The following is an 18,416-nucleotide window of genomic DNA, read 5'->3' on the forward strand; positions in this document are numbered from 1 at the left end:
TGCTATAACGGAATTGAGCGGTCGTCGGCAAAGGCCTGCAGCAGCGCCCGCATCGGCAGCCCCTGGACCGGCGCCATCAGATTGTCGTCAAAGAACGCTTTCAACGCCTCCAGCGGCAATTCGGTCAGCATCGCCTTGACCGGACCGATCGAAGCGGGCGACATCGAGATAGAACGGAAACCGAGGCCGACCAGCGCCATTGCCGAGATCGGCTTGCCGGCGAGTTCGCCGCAGAGTGTGACGGGCGTGTGGTTGCGGGCGCCGGCATCGGCGATGGTCTTGAGCACCCGCAGGAACGGCGTCGACAACGTGTCGAAGCGGTCGGAAAGCTGCGTATTGCCGCGGTCGACCGCCATCACGAACTGGAACAGGTCGTTCGAGCCGACCGAGACGAAGTCGACCGCCTTCATCAACTCGTCAAGCTGGAACAGGAGGGATGGCACCTCCAGCATTGCCCCGAGCTTGAGGCTGGTCGGCAAATGATGGGCGAAGCGCGACAGATGCCGCACCTCGCGGTCGATGATTTCGCGCGCCTGGGCGATCTCGCCGAGCTCGGTGACCATCGGCAGCATCAGCTTGAGCTCCCGCCCGCCGCAGGCTTTCAGCAGGGCGCGGATCTGGGTGCGCAGCAATCCCGGACGGTCCAGCGTCAGGCGGATCGCCCGCCAGCCGAGCGCCGGGTTCTCTTCCTGGATGGCGCCTTTGAAATAGGGCAGCACCTTGTCGCCGCCGATGTCGATGGTGCGGAAGGTCACCGGCTTGCCGCGCGCGGCATCGAGCACGTCGCGGTAGAGCCGCTCCTGCGCCTCGGCACGGGGAAAGGTCGAGGCGACCATGAACTGCAATTCGGTGCGGAACAGGCCGATCCCGGCGGCACCCGACTCGGCCAGTTGCGGCAGGTCGACGGCAAGCCCGGCATTCATCAAAAGGTCGACCGCAACGCCATCCTTGGTCACCGACGGCTTCTTGCGCAGTTCGCGGTAGACTTCCTGCCGGCGCGCACGGAACCGCACCTTTTCGGCATAGGCGGCTTCGAGATCCGACTGCGGACGAAGATGGATCGCGCCTTCCTCGCCGTCGACGATGATGGCATCGCCGTTTTCCGCCATGGAAACGGCGCCCTTCATCTGCCCGGCGACGGGAATACCCATGGCGCGCGCGACGATGACGACGTGGCTGGTGGCGGCGCCATCCTCGAGCACCAGTCCGCGCAATTTGTCCCGGGGGTAGTCGAGCAGTTCGGCGGCGCCCATCGAGCGGGCGACGATGATGGCATCCTTCGGCAGCGAGGCCGCGACATCATCAGGCCCGCGTCCCATCAGCTGGCGCAGAAGCCGGTTGGCGAGATCATCGAAATCGCTCATCCGCTCGCGCAGATAAGGATCGGTCATATGCAGCATACGGGCGCGCATGTCGCTCTGTACCTTTTCGACCGCAGCTTCCGCCGTAAGGCCGTTGCGGATCGCCTCTTCCAGCCGCCGGACCCAGCCGCGGTCGTTGGCGAACATGCGGTAGGCTTCCAGCACCTGGCGATGCTCGCCCTCGAAGGCGACGTCGCGGCGCTCGAGCATGTCGTCGATGGAAAGCCTGAGCGAGCCGAGCGATGCCTCGAGCCGGCGGACTTCCTCTTCGCTGTCCTCGTTGAACAGGTTGGTGACGACGATGCGCGGCTCATGCAGCACGACATGGCCGAGCCCAACGCCCTCGTTGAAGGACAGGCCGGTGAAGCTGACCGGGCGGCGCAGGTCGAGCTCGAGGCCGGGCCGCGTCAGCCGCGCCAGATCGCCGGTGGCGATCATCTCGGCGATGACCATCGCGGTGGTTTCCAGCGCCTCGACCTCATCGTCGCGGTAATGGCGCATGGTTTTGTTCTGTACCACCAGCACGCCCAGCGTGCGCCCTGCCCTGAGCACCGGCACGCCGAGGAAGGAATTGTAGATCTCTTCCCCGGTTTCCGGCAGGTAGGCGAAGGCCGGATGTTCCTGCGCATTGGACAGGTTGAGCGGCCGCGCGCTGGCGGCGATCGTGCCGACCAGGCCTTGCCCCAGCCTGAGCTGCGCCAGGTGCACTGCGTTGGGGTTCAGGCCTTCGGTGGCGTAGAGTTCGAGCACGGAATCGGCGCGCAGCACATAGAGCGAGCACACTTCGGCGACCATGTTGGAGGCGATGTCGCGCACGATGCGGTCGAGCCGCTCCTGCGGCTCCAGCGGCTCCTGCATGAGCTCGCGGAGCCGCTTCAGCAGAACGCGCGGGCCACTGGCCGGGTCACGCATCGCGGCTTCTTCTCCAATAGGCTTCCTGCCGGCGCAGTTTCGGCCGCCGCCGGCACGCACGCAACAACTGATTCAGTCTGCTACTGCTTATCCAGACCGTAGACGGAATGCAAAGTGCGAACCGCGAGTTCCGTGTAAGGACCGTCGATCAGTATCGAAATCTTGATCTCGGAGGTGGTGATGGCGCGGATGTTGATCGCCTTGTCGGCCAGCGCCTTGAAGGCGGTGGCGGCAACGCCGGCATGGCTTCTCATGCCGATGCCGATCACCGAGACCTTCGACATGCCGGCTTCCGACTGCACGACGTCGTAGCCGACATCGGCCTTCAGCCGGTCGAGCACGGCCAGCGCTTTGTCGACGTCTCCGGAGGGCACCGTGAAGGTCATGTCGGTAAGCTTGCCGTCCTCGGAAATGTTCTGGACGATCATGTCTACGTTGATGTTGGCCTCGGCCAGCGGCCCGAAGATGCCGGCGGCAACGCCCGGCCGGTCGCCGACACGGCGCAGCGAAATCTGCGCCTCGTCCTTGGCATAGGCAATTCCGGTGACGACCTGCTGTTCCACGATCTCTTCCTCGTCGCAAATAAGCGTTCCGGGCGGATTGAGCAAATCCCCCATTCCGGGCGCGTCGGGATCGTCGAAGGACGACCGCACGAAGGTACGCACCCTGTGCACCATGGCAAGCTCGACCGATCGCACCTGCAGAACCTTGGCGCCGAGTGAGGCCATTTCAAGCATTTCCTCGAACGATATCTTGGCCAGCCGCCGCGCCTTGGGCTCGATGCGCGGATCGGTGGTGTAGACGCCGTCGACGTCGGTATAGATGTCGCAGCGGTCGGCTTTGACGGCGGCCGCGATCGCCACCGCGCTGGTGTCGGAGCCGCCACGACCAAGCGTTGCGATGCGGTTGTCCGGTCCGATGCCCTGGAAACCTGCGATGACGGCCACCTGGCCCTCGCCGAAGCGCTTGACCAGGAAAGCGCCGTCGATGTCGAGGATGCGTGCCGCGCCATGCGCGTTGTCGGTCTTGATAGGGATCTGCCAGCCCTGCCAGGAGCGGGCGTGCACGCCCATGTTCTGCAAGGTGATCGCCAGGAGGCCTGCCGTCACCTGCTCGCCGGACGCAACCACGGCATCATATTCGCGCGCGTCGTGCATCGGCGAGGCCTCGCGCGTCCAGCCGACCAGTTCGTTGGTCTTGCCGGCCATCGCCGAGACCACAACCGCCACCTCGTGACCGGCATCGACCTCGCGTTTGACGTGACGCGCCACATTGCGGATGCGGGCGATGTCGGCGACGGAGGTTCCGCCGAATTTCATCACGATGCGCGCCATGGAAGCGAAATGCCTTTGACTGAAGCCGGCTCTGGGCCGAAAAACCGAGGAAAGCGCCCGGCTGGCGCCGGCCGCTGAATGCGCGGCCTCCTTAGCCAAAACATCCAGGCTTCGCAAGCGACGGCTCATAAGAAGAGCGCCGGGCGCGGACTGAACGGTAACTTCATTTTGCGCAGGGCCCAACCGGCAAGGCCCACACGGCGACGGGCGTCAGCCCAGGCGCACGATGCTTTTCCACAAATTTGGATAGTCGAGCACGAAGCCGAGTGGAGAGACCTCCAGAACCGCCTCATAGCCGAAAGCCGGCGCGGCATAGGCGTAGCGGGCCGCGTCGAGGCGCCGGTAGGCCTGGTCGAGCCGCGTCATTCTGAGCTCGGGAAAGGCCAGATAGGCGGCCGGCGCGGGCGTCGCTTCGCCGACGGCGAGCGCGAACCGGCGGATCGCCAGGAGGTTCGAAGCCGGCGTGAAGCCGAGGTCGACGTTCATCAGGCCGGCCACCTCCAGCTGCGGCTCGCCATCCAGCGCCCAGGAGCCGTCGGCGCGGCGTTCGATCCCCAGGGAAAGCTCTTGCGGGCCGAGAAAGCCCTCGACCCGTGCCGAGCGCGTGTGCCAGCCGGCATCGCAATCCACCTCGTAGGCGATGCAACACGGCTTGTCGTCTTGCAGGAAGACGGCCTGTCCCTTCAGGCCGTGCCCATCGGGCCGCTGCGAGAGCATGCAGGAATCGTGACCTTCAAGGTCGAGCCTGCGCCAAAGGATCGATGCGGTCTGAATCACGGCCATCTCCTTTTCTCAAAACGATTTTCCTTTTTTCGTACGCCGCCGCTTTTTTGTTTCGGCCGAGGTACTCCTTGAGCTGACACGTCCTGACAGGGCGCCGCCGGCAATAGAGGGCGCTTGTCGGCAGTGCCGGCCCGCGCACTGTCAGCAGGCGAAAATGCAGCCTTGACTTTCCCTCCCCCACGCCCGACTTGCTAGCCTCCGAGGAGACCAATCTATGCCAGAGCCCCGACGATCGACGATCGATGCCGGAGAAGTGGAGCGCTTTTCCGCCCTTGCCGCCGAATGGTGGAATCCAAACGGCAAGTTCCGGCCGCTGCACAAGTTCAACCCCATCCGGCTTGCCTATATACGCGACCAGGTGGCAACGCGCTTCGGCCGCGATCCGCGCGCGGCACGGCCATTCGAGGGCCTGCGCTTTCTCGACATCGGTTGCGGCGGCGGCCTGCTGTGCGAGCCGATGGCGCGGCTTGGCGCCGAAGTGGTCGGCGCCGATGCTTCCGCCACCAATATCGAAGTGGCCAAATTGCACGCCGCCGAAGTCGGCGTGACGATCGACTACCGCGCCACCACGGCCGAGGACCTGGCCGACGCCGGCGAAAAATTCGACGTTATCCTCAATATGGAAGTGGTCGAGCATGTCGCCGACATCGACCTGTTCGTCGGCAAATGCGGCGAGATGGTCAAGCCCGGCGGCATCATGTTCGTGGCCACGATCAACCGCACGCTGAAGGCGTTAGGGCTGGCCATCATAGGCGCCGAATATGTGCTGCGCTGGCTGCCGCGCGGCACTCATCAGTTTGGCAAGCTGGTGCGCCCGGAAGAGCTGGAAAAGGCGCTCGGCGGCGCCGGTCTGACCGTCATCGACCGCACCGGCGTCGTCTACCACCCGCTCGCCGACCGCTGGCAGCGGTCGAAAGACATGGACGTCAACTACATGGTGCTGGCGGAAAAGGGCACGGTCTGAACCGGCTCACGCCGCCTGACTCTGCGCCCTCACGCTGGTCCGGCTTTGCGCCTTGGTGGTGATGAACACGCCTGCCGTGATGATGACAGCGCCTGCCCAGGTCAGCAGCTGATAGTGTTCGCCGAGGAAGATCGTGCCCGCGAACAGCCCGACGGCCGCCGCCACATAGCCGATCTGGCTGAGATAGACCGGGCCGCCCACCGCCTGCAGCCGGAAGAAGAAGGCAAACATTGCCGAAGCCGACGCCATCTGCGCGACGCCCACAAGCGGTACCGCGCCCAGCGGAACAAACGCTTGCCAGCCGAAAAGCGTCAGGATGCCGAGGAGAAGCAAGGTCGCCGACGCCAGATGGCTGCCCACGGCAAGCTCGATCGGGCCGGTTCCTTCGGGCCAGTCGACGGTGCGGTAGATGTTGCCCGCGGCAAGGCTGACCGGGATCAGCAATCCGATCATTACCCAGAAATAATCGGCCGGTTGGCCAGCTTCGCCGCGTGTGAGCGCGACCATGACCGCACCGACGAAGCCGACGGCGATGCCGATCACGCCGAGCAGGTTGGGGCGCCGCACGCCGAGCAAGATCGAGAACACAAGCGTGATCACCGGCGACAGCGTGAACATGATGCCCGTGTATCCTGCGCCGAGATGCGGGATGGCCGAAAACATCAAGAGGTTTGGAAAGGCATAGGACACCGCCGCCGTGACGAAGAAATAGCGCAGCTTGCGCGCCGTCAGCTTGATGCGCTCGCCACGCAGCAGGAGAGCCAGCAACAGCACGCCGCCGGCGCCGAGCGAAATGACGAAGGCCCAGACCATGGCCGGAACGCCGGCGGCGGTCGCAAGCTTGCCGAACGGCAGCGTGAGGCCAAGCAGGCCGCCCGTCACGACCAACAGGCCAAGCGCCGAATCCCAGAGAAATTTCATCTGATGGTCCTCGTCATCGTCGCCGGCACTTGGCCGCCACTTCATTTTCCGATAAGATAACGAAAAGATTCTTAACGTCAAGATACATGGCAGAATAGATGGACAGGGCGGCAAAGGCGATCGAACAATGGAACAGGGAGCGGCCGGACCTTGACGTCTCGCCGATGGGCGTGATCGGGCGGTTGAATGAAGCATCCTCGCTGATTGCCCGCGAGCGCCTCGCGCCGTTGTTTGCGCGCTATGGATTGCAGGCCGGCGAATTCGACGTGCTGGCGACGTTGCGCCGCTCGGGCGCGCCCTACGCGCTGACCCCGACCGCCCTTTACGAGGCGACGATGGTGACCTCGGGCGCCATGACCAACCGGCTCGACCGGCTCGAAACCTCAGGGTTGATCGTGCGCGGTCCGCACCCCAATGACCGGCGCGGCATCGTCGTGCGGTTGACTGAAAAAGGTCTCGCTTTGATCGACGAGGCCGTTACGGCCCACGTCGCCAACGAGCACGAGATTCTTTCCGGCCTGACGCAAGCCGAACGGGAAACGCTTTCGCGCCTGCTTGAAAAATTGATCGGCAGCGTAAGCTGACCGCTCAGTTCCGATCCTCCGGAAACACCGGGATCGGCATGAACTCGACGCCGTCCTCGGCCAGACTCTTGGCCTCCTCCAGCGTCGCCTCGCCATAGATGCCGCGCGGGTCGGTCTCGCCGAAATGGATCTTGCGCGCTTCCTCGGCGAATTTGTCGCCGACGTAATCGGCATTCTCGCGAACCTTCTCGGCCATTGCCTTCAGCTGCGCCAGCGCCTGCTTCTGCGCCTCGCCCATGGCGAGCGCTATCGTTTCCTGCTTGCGCGCCGTCGACACGGCCGGCGCCATCAGGGCTTTCTCCACCTTGTGCGAGCCGCAGGTCGGGCAATCGACGAAGCCACGCTTCTTCTGCGTGTCGAAATCGTCATTGCTGCGGAACCAGCCCTCGAACTCGTGATCGTTTTCGCAGATCAGGGAGAAGCGGATCAAGAGGCCGCTCCCCTGAGACGCGATGCCTCGGACAAACCGGCATTGATAGCGAAATCCCGCGCATTTTTCAGATTGGGGATCTTCTTGCGAGCCGCCAGCGACTGCGCCGGGTCGATCTCGGCGACGATCACCGCCGGCTCATCGTGCGCCGCCTCCGCGATGACGCGGCCCCATGGATCGACGATCAGCGAATGGCCATAGGTTTCGCGGCCGTCCTCGTGAAGGCCGCCTTGCGCAGCGGCCACGACATAGGCGCCGTTCTCGATGGCGCGGGCCCTGAGCAGCACGTGCCAATGCGCCTCGCCGGTTTGGCGGGTGAAGGCGGCGGGCACGGAAAGCAGGTCGGCGCCGGCCAGCGCCTCGGCGCGGAACAGTTGCGGAAACCGCAGGTCATAACAGACGGCAAAGCCCAGCTTGGCGCCTTCGATGGCCGTGACGACCGCCTCCGTGCCGGGCTCGTAGGTCGCGGATTCGCGCCAGCTCTCGCCATTGTCGAGATCGACGTCGAACATGTGGATCTTGTCATAGGAGGCGAGCGTGGCGCCGTCCGGGCCGAACAGCAGCGCGCGGTTGGCGAGCTTGCCGTCGGCGCGCAGGATGGCGGTCGAGCCGATATGCAGGTGGACGCCAAGTTCGCGGGCCAGTCGGCGGGCGGTCGCGACGATGATGTCCTTGTCCTCTGAGGTGAAAGACGCGGCCTTCTTGTCACGCACCAGCGCTCCGGTCATTTCCGGTGTCTGGATGTAGCTGGCCCCCTGGCCGGCTGCCTCGCGCACCAGCCGCTCGAGCTCGATTGCGTTGCGCTCTGGCCTCTCGCCCGAACGCATCTGGATCGCGGCCGCCTTGAAAACACCCATCGTCATATCCTCAATTCGTCGAGCCATTGGCGAGCAACTTGTCCAGCCGGCCTTGCGCCTCCAGCTCGTGGAGGTCGTCGCAGCCGCCGACATGCGTGTCGCCGACGAAAATCTGCGGGAAGGTCGTGCGGCCTTGGGCGCGGGAAATCATCTCCTGGCGCAATTCCGGCGAAAACGACGCGTCATGCTCCGTATAGGCGATGCCCTTGCGCTCGAGCAGCCGCTTGGCGGCCGTGCAGTAGCCGCACATCATGCGTGTATAGATGGCGACGTCGACCATGACGAATTTCCACTGTTTGTTGCCGACTTATATAGTCGTGGACTCGTCGGCCCGAAAGTCCCCCGGCAGCACGCGTGCGAAGGTCAGCACGTCGACGGCGCCGGCCCCTGCTTTTTTCAGCGCCTTGCTGGCGGCGCGAACCGTGGCGCCCGTGGTGTAGACGTCGTCGATCAAAAGCACGCGGCGGCCGGCGATCTCGATTTCCGCTTCGGCAGGCACGCGAAAGGCGGCCCGCACGTTCTCCTCGCGGTCCTTGCGCTCCAGCCCGACCTGCTGGCGCGTGAGCTTGACACGCCGCATGGCCGAGGGTGCGAAAGACAGGCCGCTGAGCTCGCAGACCGCCCTCGCCAATTCCGCCGACTGGTTGAACCGCCGCCTGAAGAAGCGGCGCCAGTGCAGCGGCACCGGCACCACCACATCCGCCTCGGCAATGAGGTCGGCGCCCGCGCGCAGCATCCAGCGCGCCATCCACGGCGCCAGGTCGGTGCGATCCTGGTATTTCAGTCCTTGCACCATCTGGCGGGCGACGCCCGAATAGGCGGCGGCCGCCCGCGCCCGCTCGAATGGCGGCGGATCGGCGATCGCCTCGGCCGACAGAAAGCCCTCGCCCATATGGTGGGTAAACGGCGTGCCCATCACCGGGCACCAGGGCCGCTCCAGGAGGCGCAGCTTCGGCCAGCAGGCGCCGCACAGAACGCCGGGCTGCGAGACATGCCTGCGGCAGCCGGCGCAGACAGGCGGGAACAGGATGCGCGCCGGCCAGTTCGCCGCCGACCGTGCAAGGTTCCTGATGTCCAGAGGCTTGATCTTGGGCATGGGATCGGCCACGTGGTGGGTGCTGTGCGCCACTATATCAACTCCATCGGGGAATGGACAAACAAAGGATCTGCCCGTTTGCTGCCGATAATGGACACCTCACTGTGGCTGGCGCACAAGCGGCGCGCGCTCGATCATCCGGTCGGCGGCGCGGACTTCCTGATGCGGCGCAGTGCCGACGATCTTGCCGACCGGCTGGGTGCCGTGGAGCGCAGGTTTAGCAGGGCAGCGGTGCTGTTTTGCCAGACGTCGGCCGCGGCCGACATCCTCGCCGCGAGCGGCAAGGTGGCGAACATCGTCCGTGTCGAGGCGGATGCGGCTTTCCTGGGCGATTCCGCCGGCATGGTCGCGCCGCTGGAAACCGTGCCCTTCGAGCCGCAAAGCCTCGACCTGGCGGTGTCGCTCCTGTCGCTGCAGGCCATGAACGACATTCCCGGTATGCTGGTGCAGATCCGCCGTGCGCTGCGTCCGGACGGGCTTTTCCTCGGCGCCTTCGCCGGCGCCGGCACGCTCGGCGAATTGCGTGAAAGCCTGCTGGCGGCCGAGACCGAGCTTCACGGCGGCGCCAGCCCGCGCGTCATTCCGTTCACCGACGTTCGCGACGCGGGAGCGCTGCTGCAGCGCGCCGGCCTCGCTCTGCCGGTCGCCGATGTCGAGACGGTGACGGTGCGCTATGACAGTCTTTTCAACCTGATGGCCGATTTGCGCGCCATGGGCGAAACCAGCGCGCTTGCCGATCGCAGCCGGCGGCCGGGCACACGCCAGCTGTTCGCCCGCGCCGCGCAAATCTACGCCGAGCGGTTTTCGGATCCCGACGGCCGCATCCGCGCAAGCTTTTCGATGGTCTGGATGTCCGGCTGGGCGCCCCATGCATCGCAGCAAAAGCCGCTCAAGCCGGGTTCGGCCAAGATCTCGCTGAAGACTGTGTTGGAGCAGCCCAAGGGGCAATGACAGTGTCCGCGGACGCGGACAGCCAGATCAGGGTGCGAAAGCGTTGGCAAGCCTGCTGCCATTGTCGCTGAACAGCCAGGTGATCGCGTTGAAGACCTGGCTGATGCCGCCGACGATCGTCAGCGACAGTACGGCGACGATCAAGCCGTATTCGACGGCCGTGGCGCCCTTTTCATCGTTCAGGAAACGCAGCAGCACTGTTTTCATCACGTCGATCCCTCTTGCCGGAACCATACCGCCGACCTGTTAAGAAAGGTTAACGGCACAGGCTTAATAGGCGATGAAACCGCCGCCTCTGAAAATGTCTTGGACCCGATCAGCAGTCGCCGCTGGTCCGGCCGTCGGATCGGATGATGCAGACCGAATCGGGCTGCGGCTGAAGCACGCTGCGGCGCACCGTATAGGTATCGCGACGAGCGATCGAACCAGTGGCAGTCATGTCGAGACCGCTGGCAAAATTCCGAGCCGATTGCGAGCGCGCCTGGCTGTCGAGGAAGGGCGTTGCGATCAGGGCCAGCGCCACCGCGGCCGAACCGAACAGCAGCGTGACGCGCAGCACGCCCATGCCCGCATCCGCGGCGCGAAAACTGCGGTCGGGCCGGATAGAGTCCCATTCCCTTTCAAGGCTCATGCTGTCGCTCCCCAGAAAATCGCCGGCACGGCCGCGACGAGGCAGCCTTGCATCAATTTTTCATGATGAGATAAATCTTCCATTAATGCTGGGTCATGCGGCAATGCTGGCTGTTGCGGCCCCGCAGCTCCGCTCGGCCGCAGGCAGGGGGTTCTGTTTCGCCTACAGAAGGTCGATCAGGAACGGGATCAGCGGAGCGTCGGCCGGCGGCATCGGGTAGTCGCGCATCTGCTTGGGCCGCACCCATTTCAGCGCCTGCCCCTCCTTCGGCTGGGCGATGCCGCGAAAGCGGCGGCAGATGAAGAGCGGCATCAAAAGATGGAAATCGTCGTAGCTATGGCTGGCGAAGGTGAGCGGTGCCAGGCACGGGATGTCGGTCTCGATCGCGATCTCCTCATAGAGTTCGCGGATAAGGCATTGCTCCGGCGTCTCGCCGGGCTCGACCTTGCCGCCGGGAAACTCCCAGAGCCCGGCAAGCTGCTTGCCCTCGGGCCGCTGCGCCAGGAGCACGCGCCCGTCGGCGTCGACCAGGGCGCAGGCGGCGACCAGGAGCAGGCGCTTGCCGGCGATCGTCACATCATTCATGCCCGATTTCACCCATGAACAGGCGGCCGGCGGTAGTGGTAGCGATAGACCTCGTCGAAGCCGAGCGAATGATAGAGCGCCAGCGCCGGCACATTGCCGGCCTCGACCTGCAGCCAGGCTTCCCGCGCGCCGCGCAGCCGCGCCCATTTCAGCGCCGACAGGATCAGGTTGCGGCCGTGGCCCTTGTTGCGTGCCGACTTGTCGGTGGCGACCTCGAACAGGCCGGCGAGATCGCCGTCATGGACGCAGATCAGCGTGGCCAGTGGTTCCGCTCCAGCCTCGAGCGCGAACAGCCCGGCCTCGGGCTGGATGGCGCCGATGATCTCCGACAGGCCTGGCCGCAGCGACGCGTCCGAGCCGCTGACCTTGAGCGACGCGCCGATGAAGCGGCTGATGTCCTTCAACGGGATCTGGTCCATGGCGGCATCGAGCTGGGCATCGGCCAGCGGCAGCCGCATCACCAGCGATTCGTCGAACCGGCTCCAACCCTCGCGGTCGAGATGGCTGGCGAGATCCGGACCCGATAGCGGCGACATGCGGAAGGTCAGCGGCCTGCCATAGGCATCGAAACGACGGCTGGCGCGACCGATGCGGTCGGCAATGTGCTGGGTGTCGCCGGGGTCGAGCGGATTGACAGAATTCAGCCGCTTGGCCGGATGCCCGGCCGTCAGCCGCACCACCCAGGTGCCGTCATAATGGACTGCCGCCGCGGGCCAGGCGCGGAACCCGGCCGCCTCATAGCGGCGCACTGTCGCCAGCATGCTGGCCGGATGTTTGGAAACCAAGTCCGTCAGCTCCGGTAGTCGCCATTGATGGCGACGTATTCCTTGGTGAGGTCACAGGTCCACACCGTCGCCTTGCCGCGGCCGATGCCGATATCGGCGCGGATGCGGATGTCGTCGCGCTTCATATACGCCGAGGTCGCTTCCTCCGAATAGGCCGGATCGCGCTCGCCCTCATGCGCCAGCCTGTTGTCGCCGAACCAGATCGACAGGCGGTCGCGGTCAGCCGGCTCGCCGGCCTTGCCGACGGCCATGACGACGCGGCCCCAATTGGCGTCCTCGCCGGCGACCGCCGTCTTGACCAGCGGCGAATTGGCGATCGAGAGCGCGATGCGCTTGGCCGAGCGCGCCGATTTCGCGCCGGTAACGGTGACTTCGACCTGCTTGCGGGCGCCCTCACCATCGCGCACCACTTGCAGCGCCAGCGACTTCAGCACTTTGCCGAGCGCACGGCGGAACGCCCCCAGACGGGCATCCTTGGGATCGGTTACCTCCGGCGCGCCGCGTTTGGCGGCCTTTCCGGTGGCGAAGAGCAGCAGCGTGTCGCTGGTGGAGGTGTCGCTATCGACGGTCACCGCGTTGAAGGTCTTGGCCGTGCCGCGCGACAGCAGATCCTGCAGCACGGGGGCGGCGATCGGCGCATCGGTGGCGACAAAGGACAGCATCGTGGCCATGTCGGGTGCGATCATGCCGGCGCCCTTGGAAATGCCGTTGATGGTGACATCGGTCTCGCCGAGCTTGACGGTCTGCGTCGCCACCTTCGGATAAGTGTCCGTGGTCATGATGGCCTTGGCCGCCTCGGTCCACAGGTCGGGCTTGCCGTTGCTGACCAGACCAGCCAGCAGATGGCTGAACTTGGTTGTTTCAAGCGGCTCGCCGATGACACCGGTCGAGGCCAGGAACACCTCGCCTGGCGTGCAGCCGGCAGCCTTGGCTGCCGCTTCGCCCGTCAGCGCGGTGGAGTCCCGGCCCTTCTTGCCGGTGAAGGCGTTGGCGTTGCCGGAATTGACGACGAGCACCCGGGCCTTGCCCGCGGCAAGGTTCTGCCGGCAGAAATCGACTGGCGCCGAGGGGCATTTCGACTTTGTGAACACGCCGGCGACTGCCGTGCCGGGCTCGAAGACCATGGCCAGGAGATCGGTGCGGTTCTTGTATTTTATCCCCGCTTCGGCAGTGGCGATGCGCACCCCCTCGATCTCAGGCATCTTGGGGTATTTCTTCGGCGCGAGCGGCGAAATCGTCGTGGACATGGGACCTCGGACGGGAAAAATCGGCGGAGAAACGCCGGTTTGCCCGATACGGAGCGCCCGCGCAAGGCGTTTTGGTGGCCGCGTGAGAACCGGAATTGGCCCTGACCGGTTCGCAGCCGGCTCCGTCGCAGTTCGTTGGCGCCGCCCTGCCCAGGTTGCGATCTCTCCCAAGGCAGCTTGTGACACTGACCTTGGTATTTCTGGACGCCGTTGTGACTCGGCGCCGGCGCGCGGGCGGAGTTGGTCAGCACCGATGACCGCCTGCACATCGTGCGGGGGACATGGCAGGCAAAATGTCTCTTGCCTCAGCCGCCAAGAACGGGCCGTTTCGTTTCATCGCCGGATCACTTATATTGCCGGCCTAAACCGACGGCGAGGGCGACAGGATGGCCGAAGTGGCGGATACGGCGCGTAAATCCATCGGTGCGCGGCGCAATCCCGACAGCGCGGAAGCCATTCTCGATGCCGCCGAGGCGGTGTTGGTCGAGGCCGGCTATGCCGGCTTCTCGATCGAGGCCGTGGCGCGGCGGGCGCGTGCCGGCAAGCCGACCATCTATCGCTGGTGGCCGAGCAAGGCCTCGCTGCTGCTGGAGGTCTACCAGCGCCAGAAACGCGTCGATGTTCCCGATACGGGAAGACTGGAAGAGGATCTCGTCGGCTTCCTCAAGAACCTGTTCGCGCACTGGCGCGAGACGTCGTCGGGCAGCGTGTTCAGGTCGCTGATCGCCGAGGCGCAGTCGGACGAAACGGCGGCCACGGCCCTTGCCGGCTATACCGGCGGGCGCCGGGCCCACACCGGCCAGATCATCGAGCGCGCCAGGGCAAGGGGCGAGGTCGCGGCCGATGTCGATCCGGCTGTGGCGGCTGACCTGGTGGCTTCCTATGCGTGGCGGCAGCTCCTGACCAACCGGCTCGACGAAGACGAGGCGACGATCCGCAAGGTGGTCCGCTACCTCCTGCGAGGCATAGAAGGGCCCGACGGCTGAACTGACGCAAAAAGGGCGCGGCGCCCTTTGGCCGCCGCGCCCCTTTTTCGAAACCGTTCTGGTTTACTTGGCGCTTTCCAGCGTATCGACGGCCTTCTTCAAATTGGCGTCGGGAATTTCGACCTTGGCATCGGCGCGCAGCGACTTGACCAGCGCGAAATACTTGTCGCGGATGACCGCCTGCTTGGCCTGGTCCTTGACGTCGTCGAAGGCCGGCGGCTGCTTGGTGCGCTTGTCCTCGAGCTTGATCACATGCCAGCCGAACTGCGACTGCACCGGCTGCTCGGTGTATTTGCCGACCTCGAGCGCGAAAGCGGCCTTGTCGAATTCCGGCACCATCTGGCCAGGTCCGAACCAGCCGAGATCGCCGCCACTGGTCTTGCCGCTCGGATCCGAGGTGTGCTCGTTGGCGAGCTTCTGGAAATCGGCGCCGCCGTCGAGTTGCTTGATGATCGCTTCGGCCTCTTCCTTCGTCTTCACGAGGATGTGACGGGCATGCACCTCGTTGACCGGCGGCGTGTTGGCGATCTCCTGGTCGTAGCGGGCGCGGATCTCGGCGTCGGTGACCTTGTCGACGACGCCTTTCTCGACCATCTCGCCATGCAGCGCGCGCTGCTGCAGGAAGGCCATGCGGCGCTGGAAATCGGGATCCTTGTCGAGACCGGTCGAGACGGCCTGGGCGGCCATGACGCGGATCTCGATTGCGGCCGAAAGCGCCGCGGCGCGGCGTTGCTCGGCCGGGAGTTGCGCGAACTGCTGCGACAGCTCGCCTTCGGCAAGCACGAGATCTGCTTCGGTGAGGGGTTGGCCGTTGACGGTGGCAACCACTGTATTCGGATCGACCGGTGCCGCCGGTGCGGCCGGTGCCGCTGGTGGTGCCGGCTGGGCTGGTGCGGTTTCCTGCGCCATCAGCGGCGACAGGCAAAGAGCCGACAGGCCGACGGCCAGGCCGAGGCTGGCGAGCGACGCACGGCGGAACAACAGGGACATTAAGATGACTCCGATGAGGATGTGAAGGACAGGAGGCTTCCAGATCAGCCAGATTGTGGCCGAATTTGGCGCGACCGGCAGGGCCAGCGCGGCGTTGACATCAGTTGAGCCCCCTCTTATCTGTCCAACGACTTTGCGTCCAGAACCGTTTTCCGGGCGCTTTTTGCGTTGCCCGCATACAGGCGGCGCATTCACGTGGATTTGATGGGGCCGGCCGGCGCTCGTCTCAGTTTGAGAATTCTATCGAAAGGACCATTGGATGGTCAGTCTCGGCGGTCTCGCCCGTAAGGTTTTCGGCTCCTCCAACGACCGCAGGGTCAAGTCGACCCGGCCCCGTGTCGAGGCGATCAATGCCATGGAAAACGAGATGCGGGCGCTCTCCGATGCAGAGCTCGCCGGCCGCACGGAAAAGTTCCGCCAGGACATCGCCAACGGCGCCAGCCTCGAGGACCTGCTGATCCCGGCCTTCGCCACCGCCCGCGAGGCGGCGCGCCGCGTGCTCGGCATGCGCCCCTTCGACGTCCAGCTGATCGGCGGCATGGTGCTGCACAATGGCGGCATCGCCGAGATGCGCACCGGTGAGGGCAAGACGCTGGTCGCGACCTTGCCCGTTTATCTCAATGCACTGGCCGGCAATGGCGTCCACGTCGTCACCGTCAACGACTATCTCGCCACCCGCGACTCCGAATGGATGGGCCGCGTCTACAAGTTCCTCGGCCTCTCGGTCGGCGTCATCGTCCATGGCCTGTCCGACGAGGAGCGCCGCGTCGCCTACGCCGCCGACGTCACCTATGCCACCAACAACGAACTCGGCTTCGACTATCTGCGCGACAACATGAAGTACGAGCGCGCCCAGATGGTGCAGCGTGGTCACAACTACGCGATCGTCGACGAAGTCGATTCCATCCTGGTCGATGAAGCGCGCACGCCGCTGATCATTTCCGGTCCGCTCGAGGACCGTTCGGAAATGTACAACACCATCGACACTTTCATCATCCAGCTGCAGCCGCAGGATTATGAGATCGACGAGAAGCAGAAGACCTCCATCTTCACCGAGGAAGGCACCGAGAAGCTCGAGAACCTGCTGCGCGACGCCGGCCTGCTCAAGGGCGAGTCGCTCTATGACGTCGAGAACGTCGCCATCGTCCATCACGTCAACAATGCGCTGAAGGCGCACCGCCTGTTCCAGCGCGACAAGGACTATATCGTGCGCAACGGCGAGATCGTCATCATCGACGAGTTCACCGGCCGCATGATGCCCGGCCGCCGCTATTCGGAAGGCCTGCACCAGGCGCTTGAAGCCAAGGAGCATGTGGCAATCCAGCCGGAGAACCAGACGCTCGCCTCCGTTACCTTCCAGAACTATTTCCGCCTCTATAAGAAGCTTTCCGGCATGACCGGCACCGCGCTGACCGAGGCCGAGGAATTCGGCAACATCTACGGCCTCGAAGTCACCGAGATCCCGACCAACCTGCCGGTCATCCGCAAGGATGAGGACGACGAGGTCTACCGGACGGTCGAGGAGAAATACAAGGCGATCGTCAAGGAGATCCGCGAAGCCAGCGCCAAGGGCCAGCCGACGCTGGTCGGCACCACCTCGATCGAGAAGTCCGAGCAACTGGCCGAGCGGCTGCGCAAGGAAGGTTTTAAGGATTTCGAGGTGCTGAACGCCCGCCATCACGAGCGCGAGGCGGCGATCGTCGCCCAGGCGGGCAAGCCCGGCGCCATCACCATCGCCACCAACATGGCCGGCCGCGGCACCGACATCAAGCTCGGCGGCAATGCCGAGATGCGCATCGCCGAGGAACTGGGCGACATGCCCGAAGGGCCCGAGCGCGAGGCGCGGGAAAAGGAAATCTATGCCGACGTCGAGCGCCTGAAGGAAAAGGCGCTGGCTGCCGGCGGCCTCTACGTGCTCGCCACCGAACGCCACGAGTCACGCCGCATCGACAATCAGCTTCGTGGCCGCTCCGGCCGCCAGGGCGACCCCGGCCGCTCGAAATTCTTCCTGTCGCTGCAGGACGATCTGATGCGCATCTTCGGCTCCGAGCGCATGGACGGCATGTTGCAGAAGCTCGGCCTCAAGGAAGACGAGGCCATCATCCATCCCTGGATCAACAAGGCGCTGGAAAAGGCGCAGAAGAAGGTCGAGGCGCGCAACTTCGACATCCGCAAGAATCTTCTGAAATATGACGATGTTTCCAACGACCAGCGCAAGGTCGTGTTCGAACAGCGCATCGAGCTGATGGACGGCGAAGGCCTGTCGGAGACCATTGCCGAGATGCGCGAAGGCGTTATAGACGAGATCGTCGCCAAGGCCATTCCCGAGAACGCCTATGCCGAGCAGTGGGATGTCGCCGGGTTGAAGGCCGAGGTCGCCGAGTTCCTCAATCTCGACCTGCCGATCGAGGAATGGGCCAAGGAAGAAGGCATCGCCGAGGACGACATTCGCGAGCGCATCACGCAAGCCGCCGACGCCGCCGCCAAGGAGCGCGCCGAGCGCTTCGGGCCCGAGGTGATGACCTATGTCGAGCGCTCCGTGGTGCTGCAGACGCTCGACCATCTGTGGCGCGAGCACATCGTCAATCTCGACCATCTGCGTTCGGTTGTCGGCTTCCGCGGCTACGCCCAGCGCGATCCTTTGCAGGAATACAAGAGCGAGGCGTTCGAGCTGTTCCAGGCGATGCTGGGCAATCTGCGCCAGGCCGTCACCGCGCAGCTGATGCGCGTCGAACTGGTCCGCCAGGCTGCCGAGGCCCCGCCGCCGGAAGCCCCCGACATGTTCGGCACGCATATTGACGGTACCACCGGCGAGAACGATTTCGAAGGCGGCGAAACCGCCCTTCTGGTGCGCCAGGAAAGCAACGCCATCGTCGCCCCCGAAGACCGCGACCCCAACAACCCCGCCACCTGGGGCAAGGTCGGCCGCAACGAAGCGTGCCCCTGCGGCTCCGGCAAGAAATACAAGCACTGCCACGGCGCTTTCGCGTAAGGAAAAC

Annotated in this window: 19 protein-coding genes; 5 read left to right on the forward strand and 14 right to left on the reverse strand. The window is 64.9% G+C overall.

Going from position 1 to position 18,416, the window contains the following annotated elements:
- Nucleotides 1–2: 2 nt before the first annotated feature.
- The 3 genes from ptsP to ACIU1A_RS24195 form a co-directional block, all read right to left on the reverse strand.
- Complete coding sequence (ptsP, locus tag ACIU1A_RS24185; RefSeq protein ID WP_140558171.1) at nucleotides 3–2,273, reverse strand: phosphoenolpyruvate--protein phosphotransferase; 2,271 nt, start codon at nucleotides 2,271–2,273, stop codon at nucleotides 3–5.
- Between the two features lie 80 nt (nucleotides 2,274–2,353).
- A complete protein-coding gene (locus tag ACIU1A_RS24190) occupies nucleotides 2,354–3,607 on the reverse strand; it encodes an aspartate kinase (RefSeq protein ID WP_140640348.1) in 1,254 nt (417 codons plus the stop codon).
- A 210-nt stretch (nucleotides 3,608–3,817) separates the two neighbouring features.
- Nucleotides 3,818–4,384 carry a putative glycolipid-binding domain-containing protein gene (locus ACIU1A_RS24195; protein WP_404925451.1) on the reverse strand — a complete coding sequence of 189 codons (567 nt, stop codon included), beginning with the start codon at nucleotides 4,382–4,384 and terminating at the stop codon, nucleotides 3,818–3,820.
- 220 nt (nucleotides 4,385–4,604) lie between these two features.
- Here ACIU1A_RS24195 and ubiG point away from each other — a divergent pair, with 220 nt between their 5' ends.
- On the forward strand, nucleotides 4,605–5,354 hold the full coding sequence (ubiG, locus tag ACIU1A_RS24200; RefSeq protein ID WP_404925452.1) for a bifunctional 2-polyprenyl-6-hydroxyphenol methylase/3-demethylubiquinol 3-O-methyltransferase UbiG: 750 nt from the start codon (nucleotides 4,605–4,607) through the stop codon (nucleotides 5,352–5,354).
- A 6-nt stretch (nucleotides 5,355–5,360) separates the two neighbouring features.
- On the opposite strand, the gene ACIU1A_RS24205 is transcribed toward ubiG, so the two are convergent.
- The gene (locus ACIU1A_RS24205; RefSeq protein WP_404925453.1) at nucleotides 5,361–6,275 is read right to left on the reverse strand and encodes a DMT family transporter; all 915 of its coding nucleotides are present in this window, start codon (nucleotides 6,273–6,275) and stop codon (nucleotides 5,361–5,363) included.
- Nucleotides 6,276–6,373: 98 nt separating this feature from the next.
- Here ACIU1A_RS24205 and ACIU1A_RS24210 point away from each other — a divergent pair, with 98 nt between their 5' ends.
- A complete protein-coding gene (locus ACIU1A_RS24210; RefSeq protein ID WP_140558165.1) occupies nucleotides 6,374–6,859 on the forward strand; it encodes a MarR family winged helix-turn-helix transcriptional regulator in 486 nt (161 codons plus the stop codon).
- Nucleotides 6,860–6,863: 4 nt separating this feature from the next.
- Here ACIU1A_RS24210 and ACIU1A_RS24215 read toward each other — a convergent pair whose 3' ends face one another.
- Genes ACIU1A_RS24215 through ACIU1A_RS24230 form a run of 4 tightly spaced genes read right to left on the reverse strand, consistent with a single transcriptional unit; the run spans nucleotide 6,864 to nucleotide 9,254 of the window.
- On the reverse strand, nucleotides 6,864–7,289 hold the full coding sequence (locus tag ACIU1A_RS24215; protein WP_140558163.1) for a DUF1178 family protein: 426 nt from the start codon (nucleotides 7,287–7,289) through the stop codon (nucleotides 6,864–6,866).
- Nucleotides 7,286–8,146: a carbon-nitrogen hydrolase family protein gene (locus tag ACIU1A_RS24220; protein WP_404925454.1), complete on the reverse strand. Its 861-nt coding sequence runs from the start codon at nucleotides 8,144–8,146 to the stop codon at nucleotides 7,286–7,288. Before ACIU1A_RS24220 ends, ACIU1A_RS24215 begins: the two co-directional genes overlap by 4 nt.
- Nucleotides 8,147–8,156: 10 nt before the next feature.
- On the reverse strand, nucleotides 8,157–8,426 hold the full coding sequence (gene grxC, locus ACIU1A_RS24225; RefSeq protein ID WP_404925455.1) for a glutaredoxin 3: 270 nt from the start codon (nucleotides 8,424–8,426) through the stop codon (nucleotides 8,157–8,159).
- A gap of 27 nt (nucleotides 8,427–8,453) precedes the next feature.
- Entirely contained in the window at nucleotides 8,454–9,254 is an 801-nt protein-coding gene (locus tag ACIU1A_RS24230) for a ComF family protein (RefSeq protein WP_404928010.1), read from the reverse strand.
- A gap of 66 nt (nucleotides 9,255–9,320) precedes the next feature.
- Here ACIU1A_RS24230 and ACIU1A_RS24235 point away from each other — a divergent pair, with 66 nt between their 5' ends.
- Entirely contained in the window at nucleotides 9,321–10,193 is an 873-nt protein-coding gene (locus tag ACIU1A_RS24235; protein ID WP_404925456.1) for a class I SAM-dependent methyltransferase, read from the forward strand.
- A 27-nt stretch (nucleotides 10,194–10,220) separates the two neighbouring features.
- Here the strand turns inward: ACIU1A_RS24235 and ACIU1A_RS24240 are convergent, their stop codons facing one another.
- The 5 genes from ACIU1A_RS24240 to argJ all read right to left on the reverse strand — a co-directional run bounded on the left by ACIU1A_RS24240 (nucleotide 10,221) and on the right by argJ (nucleotide 13,441).
- Entirely contained in the window at nucleotides 10,221–10,400 is a 180-nt protein-coding gene (locus tag ACIU1A_RS24240; RefSeq protein ID WP_140500916.1) for a Flp family type IVb pilin, read from the reverse strand.
- Between the two features lie 109 nt (nucleotides 10,401–10,509).
- On the reverse strand, nucleotides 10,510–10,824 hold the full coding sequence (locus ACIU1A_RS24245; RefSeq protein WP_404925457.1) for a hypothetical protein: 315 nt from the start codon (nucleotides 10,822–10,824) through the stop codon (nucleotides 10,510–10,512).
- 162 nt (nucleotides 10,825–10,986) lie between these two features.
- The gene (locus ACIU1A_RS24250) at nucleotides 10,987–11,409 is read right to left on the reverse strand and encodes a (deoxy)nucleoside triphosphate pyrophosphohydrolase (protein ID WP_404925458.1); all 423 of its coding nucleotides are present in this window, start codon (nucleotides 11,407–11,409) and stop codon (nucleotides 10,987–10,989) included.
- Between the two features lie 8 nt (nucleotides 11,410–11,417).
- Nucleotides 11,418–12,170 carry an N-acetyltransferase gene (locus ACIU1A_RS24255; protein ID WP_140500961.1) on the reverse strand — a complete coding sequence of 251 codons (753 nt, stop codon included), beginning with the start codon at nucleotides 12,168–12,170 and terminating at the stop codon, nucleotides 11,418–11,420.
- A 29-nt stretch (nucleotides 12,171–12,199) separates the two neighbouring features.
- Entirely contained in the window at nucleotides 12,200–13,441 is a 1,242-nt protein-coding gene (argJ, locus tag ACIU1A_RS24260) for a bifunctional glutamate N-acetyltransferase/amino-acid acetyltransferase ArgJ (protein WP_404925459.1), read from the reverse strand.
- A gap of 386 nt (nucleotides 13,442–13,827) precedes the next feature.
- Here argJ and ACIU1A_RS24265 point away from each other — a divergent pair, with 386 nt between their 5' ends.
- The gene (locus ACIU1A_RS24265) at nucleotides 13,828–14,427 is read left to right on the forward strand and encodes a TetR/AcrR family transcriptional regulator (RefSeq protein ID WP_404925460.1); all 600 of its coding nucleotides are present in this window, start codon (nucleotides 13,828–13,830) and stop codon (nucleotides 14,425–14,427) included.
- Between the two features lie 63 nt (nucleotides 14,428–14,490).
- Here the strand turns inward: ACIU1A_RS24265 and ACIU1A_RS24270 are convergent, their stop codons facing one another.
- Nucleotides 14,491–15,417 (reverse strand): peptidylprolyl isomerase, encoded by a 927-nt coding sequence (locus ACIU1A_RS24270; protein WP_140558156.1) that lies wholly within the window; start codon nucleotides 15,415–15,417, stop codon nucleotides 14,491–14,493.
- A gap of 259 nt (nucleotides 15,418–15,676) precedes the next feature.
- Here ACIU1A_RS24270 and secA point away from each other — a divergent pair, with 259 nt between their 5' ends.
- Nucleotides 15,677–18,409 (forward strand): preprotein translocase subunit SecA, encoded by a 2,733-nt coding sequence (gene secA / locus ACIU1A_RS24275; RefSeq protein WP_140525448.1) that lies wholly within the window; start codon nucleotides 15,677–15,679, stop codon nucleotides 18,407–18,409.
- Nucleotides 18,410–18,416: the final 7 nt, after the last annotated feature.

Source organism: Mesorhizobium maamorense (genome assembly GCF_044998965.1).
Classification (GTDB): domain Bacteria; phylum Pseudomonadota; class Alphaproteobacteria; order Rhizobiales; family Rhizobiaceae; genus Mesorhizobium.